This window comes from Microbacterium sp. NPDC055903, from assembly GCF_053615555.1.
The window spans coordinates 53,055-65,718 of record NZ_JBSHCA010000001.1 but is presented as its reverse complement, the minus strand read 5'-3'; the positions used below and the strand labels follow the sequence as shown (position 1 = coordinate 65,718).

Here is a 12,664-nt window from a genome sequence, read left to right as displayed (position 1 = left end):
TCGACGGACACGGCGGCGACCGTGGACGAAGACGTCCCGGAAGCTGTGTACAACTCGTCGGCTGTGGAGGATCAGTCCTCCGGCATCGGCTCCTCGGCGTCGTCCGTCGTGTCCAGCGCGGGAGCGTCCTTCCGGCGTCGGCCGAGCTCGGTCATCCTTCTGCCCGCCCAACCGACGCCGCGCGCGGTCGTCGCAGCCGCCCCCGAGATGGCGGCGCCTGTCACTCGCGCTCCATGGAGCATCCTCGTCTCGATCTTCTCCGCGCCCGTCACCGGTTCCAGCTCTGCAGGCAGGGATGCGGGCGCCGCACCGAAAGCGCGACGCGAGGTGACCAGCACGCGACGTCCGAGGATGTTGTTGCCCGCACCCCCGACGGCCGCGCCGATACCGAAGGGAAGCGCCTTGCCGATGAAGGAGGCGCCACCGGCTGCGGCGAAGTGCTTCACGAACATCGTCTTGAGTCGATCGACCAGGGGGCCGACAGCGGCCCTCGGCAGCGATTTCGTCACCAGCTCGCCCCAATACGCCGACCGCCCGGTGCCGCGCCCCGAGGCCTGTCCCGCGAGCTGCGAGACCAGCTCGACGCCTTCCTTGCCGAGCATCAGCGTCATCACCAGCGCACGAGCACGTTCGGGGTTCTCGATCGCGATGCCGTGCACCTCGGCGACGGACTGGGCGAACAGCGCCGTCGACTCGACGAAGCCGACGGTCTCGACTCCGGACAGGGCGAGAGTCACGCCCGTGGTGATGCCAGGGATCACGGCCGTGGCGCCCACCGCCGCGCCGCCGGTCGTCACGGCGGCCAGGTAGCGCCTTTCGAGGATCCGGACGATCTGCTCCGGGGTCGACGCGGGGTTGCGCAGTCGGATGCTCCTGATGTGCGCGAGCACGAGGGGGCGCTGGATCGCCAGCACGCGGTCGAGGCCGCGGACTGCGAGCGGATGCTCGGCGGAGCCGGCCGGGGGCGCGCCGCGATCCCAGGGGGCGTCATCCGGCAGCGAATGGATCTTGTGCACCTTGGCGGCCATATGCCGATCCTATGAACGGTTGCCGCGAGAACGCCGAAAGCCCGGTGCCTCATGAGGCACCGGGCTTTCGGCGCGTGGAGGGCTCAGACGAAGAGGTTCGCGCGCTCCAGGTCCTCGGCGAAATCCACCTCGACGGCGTAGAGGTCGGAGACGTCCATCGGCTCGAGGAGCAGGCCGTCCTCGGCGATGGCGAGCTCGAGACCGCGCTCGAAGTAATCCTGGTCCTCGACGCGCTGCAGCTGGCGCATGAAAGCCTTCTTGTCCGCGGAGGAGATGTAGTTGATGCCGACAGCCTCACCGAGACCGCCCTTGACGGTCTTCGACAGCTCGTCGATGAAGCCCTCGGCCGTGACCGTGTACTTCACCTCTTCGTCGCTGACCTTGGAGGTGTTCACCGTGACGAAGGACTGGTCGCGCTCGATGTAGTCGATGGCACGGCCGAGGATGCGCGGGTCGAACACCACGTCGCCGTTCATCCAGAGCACACCGCCTCGCCCGGTCGCGGCGAGCGCGCGCAGCAGGCTCTTGGAGGTGTTGGTCTCGTCGTAGCGCTCGTTGTGCACGTAGTTCACGCGAGGGAAGGCCTCGATGATGGCCTCGGCGCGATAGCCGACGACGGCGGTGATGCGTGCGTCGCCGCCGAACGCGGCCCGGATGTTCTCATGCTGCTGCTGCATGATCGTGCGGCCGTCGCCGAGCTCGGTGAGCGGCTTCGGCAGCGCACGGCCGAGGCGCGAGCCCATGCCCGCGGCGAGGATGACGGTCTGAAGAGTCACGAAAGCTCCTAAAGAATCTGTGTTCACGGCCGGTTCACCGACCAGACACCTCTTCGTGCCGAGTTCATGCTAGCGATGCCCCCTGGGAACATCCCGACGCGGTCGTCGCCGTTGCCGATTCGTGATCGTTTCCACACCCATTATCCAGGTGCGTGCAGCGCCCGTCGATGAGATCTGCGCAATGTTGCGCGGGATCACGGAAAGTCGGCCCCGGTTGGTACCTTTGAACGGTGACTTCCTCCCCTGACGAATCAGCCGACCTCGTCGACGCGCCGACAGAGGAGCGCGCCTCGGAGGCGGCCCCGTCGACGGAGCGGCCGAAGCGCCCCACCCGCACGGCGGCCTCCGCGGCCGCGGCGAAGACGGCAGCCGTGAAGGCGCGTACGGGGACGACCGCGCGGAGCACTTCGTCGTCCACGGCGAAGACCACCGCGGCGCGCACCGCGGCGGTGAAGTCGGCGAACGCGCGGGCGGCCGCGAGCAAGACCGCCGCGGCGAAGGCGACAGCAGCCGCCACGTCGGCCAAGACCACGGCTGCGAAGAGCGCCGCGGCGAAGACTGCGGCGCAGAAGGCCGCCCAGCGCGCGGAGAAGGCCGCCGCGAAGAGCGCCGCCGCTGACCACGACGTCGACACGGCGGACGGGCCTTCCTCCGCAGCTGCGACGGCGGCACCAGGGTCGTCGGCGACGTCCGATGCGGGCGCGAAGCGGCCTGCGGCCAAGCGCCCGGCGGCCAAGCGGCCGTCCGCCGCGGGAACGACGGCAGCCGCGAAACGGCCGGCGGCGAAGCGGGGCGCCACGGCGAAGCGAGAGGTGGCAGCCGATGCAGCTGCCCCCGCGCTCGAGACCGTGTCCGATCGCGAGCAGAACGCGTCGACAGGACAGGACACGGCGATCGTCGACGCACCCGTCGCCGGCTCGGTGCAGGACTCCGCCGACCTCGTGGACGTTCCCGCGCAGGACTCCGTGGTCGAGCCGGTGCAGGAGCCCGCCGAGCTCGTGAGCGCACCGGAACCGGCGCCGAGCGAGCCCTCCGCGCCGACGACCGGCACCGAGGACGTCCCTGCAGAAGCGACGGATTCCGGGGCTGCGGAGGTCCCCGATGAGCGGGAGAGCGGAGCGGAGTCCGCCGTCGACGCGCTGCGGGTCCGGGGGCTCGTCAAAGACTTCGGAGACCACCGTGCGGTGAACGGCATCGACCTGACCGTCCCGGCCGGGTCCTTCTACGGAATCGTCGGCCCGAACGGTGCGGGCAAGACGACGACGCTGTCGATCATCGCAGGCCTGCTCCGCCCCGATGCCGGCACCGTGCACGTCTCAGGGATCGATCAGGCTGTCGAACCCCTCGCGGCCAAGCGCGCCATGGGCGTGCTGCCGGACCGGCTGCGGACCTTCGACCGGCTCACCGGCCGCCAGCTGCTCCACTACTACGGCCTTCTTCGCGGACTCGCGCCGGACGTCATCGAGAAGCGCTCGGGAGATCTCGCGCGCGCCTTCGATCTCGGCGACGCGCTCGGTCGTGTCGTCTCCGACTACTCCGCCGGCATGACGAAGAAGCTCATGCTCGCCGGTGCGATGATCCATTCGCCGCGCGTCCTCGTGCTCGATGAGCCCTTCGAAGCGGTCGACCCGGTCTCATCGGGCGTCATCCTGGAGATCCTGCGGGCCTATGTCTCGCACGGCGGCACGGTGATCCTCTCCAGTCACGGCATGGATCTCGTCGAGCGAGTGTGCTCACGCGTGGCCATCATCGTCGACGGAGACGTCCTCGCCGAGGGATCGGTCGATGACGTGCGTGCGGGGCAGACCCTCGAGTCGCGGTTCGTCGAGCTGGCGGGGTCGGCAGGCGAGGTGGAGGGGCTCGAGTGGTTGCACACATTCTCCGACTGAGGGCGGCGCTGCTGATCGGTGCGCTTCGGGGAACCCGTGCGGCGCGCAGCCTCGTCGGCCTGGCCGTCGCGATCGCCCTGACGGTGACGGCGTGCGTCGCCGTGCTGAGCCTGGCCGATGCGGACGTCGCCGTGGCGCGCTCGGTGATCGTGCTGGGCGGTGCGGCGATCTTCGCGGCGTTCCTCATCGGCCCTGTGCTCGTCGGCACGACGGACCAGCTCGATCCGCGGCGGTTCGCCGTCTTCGGCGTTGACGAGCGTCGGATGCCGTGGGTGCTCGCGCTCGCCTCGTTGATCAGCATCCCGACACTCGCCCTGCTCGCGCTGGCGGTCTGCGTCACGATCGTCGCGGTGAGCCTCGGCACGCCATGGCCGGTCGCCGTCGCCGTCAGCATCGTCAGTCTGCTCTGCACGGTGCTCGCGGCACGGATCGGCATGGCCTTGAACGCGCTCTGGCTGCCGGAGCGCCGCTCGAGGGAGCTGACGGCGGTGTTCGCCCTGGCGATCGTGGTGATCGCCTTCCCGGTCGCGATCTTCTTCGCCTCGCTGGAGTGGCAGGGGCAGGGCGAGGTGCCCGGTGCGGTCTCCCTCGCCACGGTGATCGCCGGTGCGACGCCGTTCGCTGCGGGCCCTGGCACCGTTTTCGCGATCGCGGCGGGCGACACGGCCGGCGCGTGGACGAGCGGTCTCGTCCTCGTCGCAGGCGCCGCCCTGCTGGCCTTCGCCTGGTCCTGGCTCGTCCAGCGGTTGCTGACGACGACGGAGCGCCCGACGGCTGCCCGCGAGCGCAACGGCCTCGGCTGGTTCGCTCTGCTCCCCTCGACGCCCTTCGGCGCGATCGCGGCGCGAAGCCTGGTGTACTGGCTGCGCGATCGGCGATACGTCGTCAACACCGTCGTGGTGCCCATCGCGGGGGTTCTCACGGTCTTTCCGCTTCTCATCGCCGGCGTGCCCTTCGAGGTCGCCGTGCTCGTCCCGGTCCCGGTCATGGCGCTGTTCTTCGGGTGGCTGCCGCACAACGACGTCGCCTACGACTCGACAGCATTCTGGACGCACGTCGCCAGCGGTGTACGCGGGCTTCCCGACCGGCTCGGCCGGCTCATCCCGATCGCCCTCGTCGCGATCCCCGTGCTCGCGGTCGCGATCCCCGCGACGCTCGCCCTGGTGGGGGACTGGAGCCTGCTCCTGCCGCTGACCGGTCTCGCCTGCGCCCTCTTCCTCAGCGGTCTCGGTCTCTCCAGCGTCGTCTCCGTCGTCGCGCCGTATGCGGTCTCGAGGCCGGGGGACAGCCCGTTCCAGCAACCGCAGCGCTCCGCCTCGCGCGGCACCTTCGGTCAGGCGTGGGCCTTCTTCGGGACGCTCGTGTTGAGCATTCCGGCGATCTGGCTCTTCGCTGCGGCGGTGATCTCCGGCGACGCCTACGCACCCGCCGCCTTCTGGGGTGGCCTCGGACTCGGCGTCGTGATCCTCGGCCTGGGGGCATGGATCGGCGGTCTCATCTTCGAGCGCAGCGGGCAGCGGCTGATGGAGTTCGTCGAGACCGCATGATCAGGGCGACATCGTCGGGGGACGACTAGACTCACGGCATGAGCACTCCGCTGGAAAGCCCCGATCAGGGCGGCGTGGCAACGCTTGATCGCGAACTCGAAGAGCTTCTCAAAGAGGAGAACATCGAGCCGGGCGATCACGAGCGTTTCAGCCACTACGTGAAGAAGGACAAGATCCTCGAATCCGCCATCACCGGCAAGCCGGTGCGTGCGCTGTGCGGCAAGAAGTGGACGCCCGGTCGTGATCCCGAGAAGTTCCCCATCTGCCCGACCTGCAAGGAGATCTACGAGTCCATGACCTCGTGAGCCGCCGATGCGGCGAGGCCTGTCAGCTCAGCGCGCCTCGCTGAACACGGTGGGGATCGCAGGGTCGGACTTGCTGAGGGCGAGTGCACGGACGGGGAGCTCCTCCCGCACGCGCAGGTGATGCGCCCTCGCAGCGGCGGTTCCCGCCGCTCCTTCGAAGGCGGGATCGATCTCGCCCCGATCGACGAAGATCGTCTGCAGCGCGCGGGAGCCGGGATGCTCCGCCGGGGTGTCGAGCTCTTCGAACCCATCGGAGACGACGATCGTCTCGGCGCTCGCGACACCATCCTCAAGCGTGCGGAAGGCGACCTTGCGGCCGCCCTGTGAGCCCTTGTCCGTCGACGCCTTGGCCACGCCGACCCAGGAGCCATCCGCCGCCTGACGTGCGACGAGCTTGTACACCATGCTCGCCGTGGGATATCCGGAGCCGGTGACCACCGACGTGCCCACACCGTAGGAATCGACGGGCGAGGCGGCCAGGGCTGCGATGGCGTACTCGTCGAGATCGCTGGTGACCGTGATCTTCGTCTCGGTCGCGCCGAGCTCGTCCAGCTGCGCCCGCACCTCGGCGGCGACGATGGGCAGGTCCCCCGAGTCGATGCGCACGCCGCCGAGCCCTGTGCCGGCGACCCGGATGGCGGTCTCCACTCCGGTTCGGATGTCATAGGTGTCCACGAGCAGAGTGGTCGCCGTGCCGAGGCTGTCGATCTGGGCCTGGAACGCCGCCTCCTCGCTGTCGTGCAGCAGCGTCCAGGAATGCGCGGCAGTGCCCATCGTCGGAATGCCCCAGCGCCGTCCCGCCTCGAGGTTGCTCGTCGCGCCGAACCCCGCGATGTAGGCGGCGCGCGCAGCGGCCACGGCGGACTGCTCGGCGGCGCGGCGCGAGCCCATCTCGGCGAGAGGCCGCTCCCCGGCGGCGATGCTCATGCGCGACGCGGCCGTCGCCACAGCGGAATCGTGGTTGAGCACGCTCAATGCGAGGGTCTCCAGCACCACGGCATCCGCGAAGCTGCCCTCGACGGTGAGGATGGGCGAGCCGGGGAAGTAGAGCTCGCCCTCGCGGTAGCCCTTGATCGTCCCGGTGAAGCGATACGCCTCGAGGTAGCGCAGCGACTCGGCGTCGACGACATCGTTGTCGCGCAGGAAGCGCAGTTCATCCTCGCCGAAGCGGAACTCCCGCAGCAGCGAGAGCAGCCGGCCGGTCCCCGCGACCACGCCGAACCTCCGTCCACCGGACAACCGGCGGGAGAACAGCTCGAAGACGCTCGGCCGTGAGGCGGTCCCGTCGCGCAGCGCCGCGCCCAGCATGGTGAGTTCGTATCGGTCGGTGAGCAGCGCCGTCGACGAGGTCATGCGCTCAGCATAGTGAGCGCGTCGTGTCTTCGACCCTCGCAGATGCGGACGGTAGGCTGGGGAGTCATGAACGGCGCACCCATCGGGATCTTCGACTCCGGTGTCGGAGGCCTCACGGTGGCACGTGCGATCCGCGCGCAGCTGCCGCGCGAGTCCTTCGTCTACATCGGGGACACCGCCCATTCGCCGTACGGCCCGAAGCCGATCGCCGACGTGCGACGGTACTCGTTGGAAGTTCTCGACACCCTGGTGGATCAGGGCGTGAAGATGCTCGTGATCGCCTGCAACACGGCATCCTCGGCCATGCTGCGCGACGCGCGGGAGCGCTACGACGTCCCTGTCGTCGAGGTGATCGGCCCTGCCGTTCGCCGAGCAGTCTCCACGACCCGCAACGGCCGCATCGGCGTGATCGGAACCGTGGGTACGATCGGTTCGCGCGCGTACCAGGACATGCTCGAGGTCAATGAGCGCCTCGAGGTGTTCACGGCGGCGTGTCCGCGCTTCGTGGAGTTCGTCGAGGCGGGCATCACCGGAACCCCCGAAGTACTGGCGACGGCGGAGGAGTACCTGGCACCGCTGAGGGACGCCGGTGTGGACACGCTCGTGCTCGGCTGCACGCACTACCCCTTCCTGCGCGGCGCGATCGGCTACGTCATGGGCGAGCGCGTCTCGCTCGTCTCCAGCGACGATGAGACGGCCGCCGACGTCTACCGTCAGCTCGTGCGCGGGGACCTGCTCGCACCGCCGGACGCCACGGCGAGCTACGTCTACGAGGCGACCGGATCCTCCGCCGAGGACTTCACGCTCCTCGCCAACCGCCTCATGGGCCGCGAGGTGCGCGATGTGCAGCTCGTGCAGACCGGCGTCATCGACCTTCCCCCGCGCGTCTGAGCGCCTGATCCCTCCACCGAAGGAGACCACCATGTCTGACATCGTCCGCGCCGACGGCCGTTCCGTCGATCAGCTCCGTCCGATCACGATCGAGCGGGGCTGGAGCGCCCAGGCCGAGGGATCGGCCCTCATCAGCTTCGGCGGGACGAAGGTGCTGTGCACGGCATCCTTCACCAACGGAGTTCCCCGCTGGCTGACCGGCAAGGGCAAGGGCTGGGTGACGGCGGAGTACGCGATGCTGCCGCGGGCCACGAACAGCCGCAACGACCGCGAGAGCGTGAAGGGGCGCATCGGCGGCCGCACGCACGAGATCTCCCGGTTGATCGGTCGGGCACTGCGCGCCGTCGTCGACACCAAGGCTCTGGGTGAGAACACCATCGTCATCGACTGCGATGTGCTGCAGGCGGATGGCGGGACGCGCACGGCCGCGATCACGGGCGCCTACGTCGCGCTGGCCGACGCGATCGAATGGGGCAGGGAGAAGAAGTTCATCGGCAAGAACGCGACTCCGCTGCTCGACTCTGTCTCCGCGGTGTCGGTGGGCATCATCGACGGCGAGCCCATGCTCGATCTGGCATACGTCGAGGACGTCAGGGCTGAGACGGACATGAACATCGTCGTCACCGGCCGTGGCCTGTTCGTCGAGGTGCAGGGCACTGCGGAGGGCGCGCCCTTCGACAAGCGCGAGCTCGACGCCCTCCTGGATCTGGGCGTCGCGGGCTGCGCCGACCTGAAGGGGCACCAGCTCGCCGCCCTCTCGTCGTCGACGCAGGTGTGACGATGCGCATCGTCCTCGCCACGCACAACCCGCACAAGGTCGCCGAGTTCGCGCAGATCGTCGAGCGGACGAGACCGGATCTCGAGGTGGTCGGCTATGACGGGCCGGAGCCCGTCGAGGACGGCGTGACGTTCGCCCAGAACGCGCTCATCAAGGCCCGCGCGGCCGCCGCCCACACCGGGCTCCCCGCGCTCGCTGACGACTCGGGGATCTGCGTCGACGTGCTCGGAGGCTCTCCCGGGGTCTTCTCCGCCTACTGGGCGGGGCAGAAGAAGGATGCCGTCGCGAACCTCGAGCTGCTCCTCGATCAGCTGGCGGACATCGCCGACCCGCACCGCGCCGCGCATTTCACGTCGACGATCGCGCTGGTCACCCCGGAGGGGGTCGAACGCGTCGTGGAGGGCGTCTGGCCAGGGCGGTTGGCACACGAGGCGTCCGGCGAAGGCGGCTTCGGCTACGACCCGATCTTCATCCCTGACGGTCAGACCGGTGCGGAGCGCTCCGTGGGCGAGTACACCGCGGAGGAGAAGCAGGAGCAGTCCCATCGTGCACGGGCCTTCCTCGCACTCGTGCCGTTGCTCGCCGAGCTCTGAGCGCGACTGAGAATCATCCCCATTCCCGACTACGGGAATCGGCCTCTGACGAGCCGTTCTCCTCGTAGCCTTGAGGCATGCACGATCACGCGCACGCCCACGGCATCCGAGCAGCCAGCAGCAGACGACTGCTGACGATCTCGCTGTGCCTGACCGCTGCGGTCATGATCGTGCAGGTGATCGGAGCGTGGCTGACAGGTTCTCTCGCGCTGCTCGCGGACGCAGCGCACATGTTCACGGACGCCTCGGCGCTCGTCATCGCGCTGATCGCGAGCATCGTCGCCGCGCGACCGGCCGACGACCGGCGGACGTTCGGCTATCAGCGCGCCGAGGTGTTCGGCGCGCTGATCAACGCGATCATCCTCATCGTTCTCGCCGTCATCGTCGGCGTTGAGGGGATCGGGCGTCTGCTGGACCCTGCAGAGGCCGAGGTCGCTGGTCCCCTCATGCTCGTCATCGCGATCGTCGGACTGATCGCGAACGCTGTCGCGCTGTGGCTGCTCGGTGCGGCGCAGCGGACCAGCATCAATGTGCGCGGCGCCTACCTCGAGGTGCTGGGGGATCTCATCGGATCGGCGGCGGTGATCGCGGCTGCCGTGGTCATCATCACGACGGGGTGGATGCCTGCCGACGCGATCGCCTCCCTCTTCATCGCGGTGATGATCATCCCCCGAGCGATCACGCTCCTGCGCGAGGTGGTCTCGGTGCTGTCCGAATCCGCGCCGAAGGGGATGACGGTGGCGGAGATCCGCGCCCACCTGCAGGGCTTGGAAGGCGTCGTCGGCGTCCACGACGTGCACGTCTGGCAGCTCACGCGCGGTGCGCCGGTGTTCACGGCGCACATCACGGCGGAGCCTGATCTTCTCGCACACGGCGGCGCGGGTTCACTGCTCGCACGTCTGCAGGGCTGCCTCGCCGATCATTTCGACGTGGCGCATTCGACGTTCCAGATCGAGCCCGCCGACCGCGCCGACTGCGAGCATTCGCACGCCTGAGGGCGACGCGCGGGTGATCGGGGCGATCGAGATCGGGCCGGTGCACCGCCTCTGCACGCCGCAGGTCACCCCTCGGTGACGATCTCGTCCGGCCGCTTGTCCGGACGAAGGCCGCGCCAGCGGGCGTGACGCAGAATACCGTCGGGCGTCCAGTTCGCGAACTCCACCTCGCCGACGAGCTCCGGACGCACCCATTCGGCGTCGCGGGCGTCGGCGTCCGGGACGCCGTCGACGTGACGCGTCGCGGACCGCAGCGGCCCGAGCCGGGCGAGGAGGTCGGTGAGGATGCGATCTGTGAACCCTGTTCCCACGCGTCCGATGTAGCGGAGCCGGTCGCCTTCGGGAATCCCGAGCAGCAACGAGCCGATTCCGCCTGCGCGGTTGCCCTTGCCGGGACGGATGCCGACGATCACGGCCTCCTGGGCCTTGGTGTGCTTGATCTTCAGCCAGGCCTCGGAGCGGACTCCCGGTCGGTACGGCGAGCGGGCATCCTTCACGACGACCCCTTCGAGATCGAGCGAACGACTGGTCTCGAGCGCTGCATCGACGTCGTCGAACACGGGCGGAACGAGCACGGGCCCTTCCGCGCTCTCCGCGAGCGTCTCCAGCAGTGCGCGTCGATCGCGTAGGGCGAGGCGGGTGAGGTCCTTGCCGTCCAGACGGAGCAGATCGAAGAGGTGGTAGGCGACCGGTGTTCTGACGACTTCCCGCTCGATCTCTCTGGCCTTGGTCAGGTGCATGCGGTTCTGCAGCCGGTGGAAGCTCGGACGTCCCGATGCGTCCAGGGCGATGATCTCGCCGTCCACGACAGCATCGGCGACCGCGAAGCGGGGGGCGCCGTCGGCGGTCAGCTCGGGATAGCGGTTCGTGATGTCGGTTCCGCTGCGCGCGCGCAGCGTCATCCGTCCTTCCGTCCAGGTGCCGATCGCGCGGATGCCGTCCCACTTGATCTCGGCCCAGGCGTCGGGGACGGCTCTGGCCATGCCGGACGTCGCCGTGACGGCCAGCATGGGGGCGGGGGAGGCATCGGGGACGTCGTCGATCCGGAGCATCGGGGTCGGCCTCGGTGGGGTGGGGCCGCTGCCCCCCGGCCCTCGCGGCTTCATGCGGTGGAGCAGCCAGGCCGACTTCTCACCGCTGCCCTCCGTGCGGATGAGGGCGAGCCGGGCTCGGCCGAGCGGGCCGGAACCGGTGAACGTGGCGATGACCTCGTCGTCGCGCCACTTCTCGATCTCCACCGTTCCGGTGTCCCAGATCGTCATATGCCCGGCGCCGTACTCGCCACGGGGGATCTCCCCGTGGAACTCGAGGTACTCGATCGGATGCGGTTCCGTCATCACCGCCAGATGATTGCCGGCGGAGCGATCGGGGATGCCCTTGGGCACGGCCCAGCTCACCAGGACGCCGTCGTGCTCGATGCGCAGGTCGAAGTGCAGCCGACGCGCGTGGTGCTCCTGGATCACGAAGCGGGGGAGCCCGCGACGGCCGGCCGGAATGCCGCCCTGCGGCATCGGCTCAGGGGTGCGGGAGGCGGTGCGCTTGGCGAGGTACGGTGCGAGCGCGTCCGCGGGAGCGTGGGCGGCGAGCGCGGATGCCGGGTCTAGGCCGTCTGCGACGCGGGCGAGGACGGCCTCGAGATCGAGCTGACTGAGGGACGGGGCCTCGATCTCCGTCCAGGTGCGGGGGGCAGCCACCGTGGGTCGGGAGCGACCGCGCAGCGAATACGGGGCGATCGTCGTCTTCGAGGCGTTGTTCTGGCTCCAGTCGATGAAGACCCGTCCGCCGCGCACCGCCTTGGCCATCGTGCTCGTCGCGATGTCCGGATGGTCGGTCTCCAGTGCGCGCGCGAGCTCTTTCGCGAGGGATGATGCCTGATCGCTCGTGTAGCGGCCGTCGAGGGCGGCGTAGAGGTGGATGCCCTTGCTCCCGCTGGTCACCGGCACGGGGTCGAGGCCGATGTCGGCGAGGATGGCGCGGGCGAGCAGCGCGACATGCGCGCACAGGGCGAGGTCGGCCCCGGGGCCGGGATCCAGATCCAGAACGAGTCGATCGGGGTTCTGCCGTGCGCCTTCGGCCGAGAACCGCCACTGAGGGACGTGCAGCTCGATGCCGGCCATCTGGGCGACCCAGACGAGCGTGGGCAGGTCGTTGACGAGCGGATAGTCCTTGCCCCCGCCGGAATGGTCGATCGTCCGACGGCGTACCCATTCCGGTGCCCCCGGTTCGAGCTGCTTCGCGAAAAACGCCTCGCCGGGGTCCTCGGCGGTCCCGACGCCCTCCACCCAGCGCTTCCTGGTAACGGGCCGATCGATGAGCAGCGGCAGCATCAGCGGAGCGACCGCCGAGTAGTAGGCGATGACCTCGCCCTTGGTCGTGCCGGTCTCGGGGTAGAGGACTTTTTCGAGGTTGGTCACACGCAGTCGCCGTCCATCGACGTCGACCACCTGCGCTGTCATGCCCGCAACCCTAGCCGCCTCTGACATTTGTGGAGCGCACGACGCCGCTCCTG

General features: G+C 69.3%; 11 protein-coding genes. 7 read left to right on the top strand and 4 right to left on the bottom strand.

Annotation, left to right across the window (positions count from 1 at the left end; genetic code table 11):
* Positions 1 to 71: 71 nt before the first annotated feature.
* Positions 72 to 1,028, bottom strand: a complete 957-nt coding sequence (locus ACWGJP_RS00340) for a hypothetical protein (RefSeq protein WP_452327756.1) — start codon at positions 1,026 to 1,028, stop codon at positions 72 to 74.
* 83 nt (positions 1,029 to 1,111) lie between these two features.
* Positions 1,112 to 1,804, bottom strand: a complete 693-nt coding sequence (locus tag ACWGJP_RS00335) for a phosphocholine cytidylyltransferase family protein (protein ID WP_452327755.1) — start codon at positions 1,802 to 1,804, stop codon at positions 1,112 to 1,114.
* A gap of 230 nt (positions 1,805 to 2,034) precedes the next feature.
* Here ACWGJP_RS00335 and ACWGJP_RS00330 point away from each other — a divergent pair, with 230 nt between their 5' ends.
* The 3 genes from ACWGJP_RS00330 to ACWGJP_RS00320 are packed head-to-tail and all read left to right on the top strand — an operon-like array spanning position 2,035 to position 5,545.
* Entirely contained in the window at positions 2,035 to 3,693 is a 1,659-nt protein-coding gene (locus ACWGJP_RS00330) for an ABC transporter ATP-binding protein (protein ID WP_452327754.1), read from the top strand.
* Positions 3,669 to 5,240 carry a hypothetical protein gene (locus ACWGJP_RS00325; protein WP_452327753.1) on the top strand — a complete coding sequence of 524 codons (1,572 nt, stop codon included), beginning with the start codon at positions 3,669 to 3,671 and terminating at the stop codon, positions 5,238 to 5,240. Before ACWGJP_RS00330 ends, ACWGJP_RS00325 begins: the two co-directional genes overlap by 25 nt.
* Positions 5,241 to 5,278: 38 nt before the next feature.
* Positions 5,279 to 5,545 carry a DUF3039 domain-containing protein gene (locus ACWGJP_RS00320; RefSeq protein ID WP_452327752.1) on the top strand — a complete coding sequence of 89 codons (267 nt, stop codon included), beginning with the start codon at positions 5,279 to 5,281 and terminating at the stop codon, positions 5,543 to 5,545.
* Positions 5,546 to 5,572: 27 nt separating this feature from the next.
* Here ACWGJP_RS00320 and ACWGJP_RS00315 read toward each other — a convergent pair whose 3' ends face one another.
* The gene (locus tag ACWGJP_RS00315; protein ID WP_452327751.1) at positions 5,573 to 7,081 is read right to left on the bottom strand and encodes a nicotinate phosphoribosyltransferase; all 1,509 of its coding nucleotides are present in this window, start codon (positions 7,079 to 7,081) and stop codon (positions 5,573 to 5,575) included.
* On the opposite strand from ACWGJP_RS00315, the gene murI reads away from it, so the two are divergent.
* The 4 genes from murI to ACWGJP_RS00295 all read left to right on the top strand — a co-directional run bounded on the left by murI (position 6,965) and on the right by ACWGJP_RS00295 (position 10,155).
* Positions 6,965 to 7,789: a glutamate racemase gene (murI, locus tag ACWGJP_RS00310; RefSeq protein WP_452327750.1), complete on the top strand. Its 825-nt coding sequence runs from the start codon at positions 6,965 to 6,967 to the stop codon at positions 7,787 to 7,789. The two genes, ACWGJP_RS00315 and murI, sit on opposite strands and share 117 nt — an antisense overlap.
* Before the next feature lie 31 nt (positions 7,790 to 7,820).
* Complete coding sequence (rph, locus tag ACWGJP_RS00305; protein WP_452327749.1) at positions 7,821 to 8,567, top strand: ribonuclease PH; 747 nt, start codon at positions 7,821 to 7,823, stop codon at positions 8,565 to 8,567.
* A 2-nt stretch (positions 8,568 to 8,569) separates the two neighbouring features.
* Complete coding sequence (rdgB, locus tag ACWGJP_RS00300; protein WP_452327748.1) at positions 8,570 to 9,160, top strand: RdgB/HAM1 family non-canonical purine NTP pyrophosphatase; 591 nt, start codon at positions 8,570 to 8,572, stop codon at positions 9,158 to 9,160.
* Between the two features lie 77 nt (positions 9,161 to 9,237).
* Positions 9,238 to 10,155, top strand: coding sequence for a cation diffusion facilitator family transporter (locus ACWGJP_RS00295; RefSeq protein ID WP_452327747.1), 918 nt, complete (start codon positions 9,238 to 9,240; stop codon positions 10,153 to 10,155).
* A 65-nt stretch (positions 10,156 to 10,220) separates the two neighbouring features.
* Here ACWGJP_RS00295 and ACWGJP_RS00290 read toward each other — a convergent pair whose 3' ends face one another.
* Positions 10,221 to 12,611, bottom strand: coding sequence for an ATP-dependent DNA ligase (locus ACWGJP_RS00290; RefSeq protein WP_452327746.1), 2,391 nt, complete (start codon positions 12,609 to 12,611; stop codon positions 10,221 to 10,223).
* Between the last annotated feature and the right edge of the window lie 53 nt (positions 12,612 to 12,664).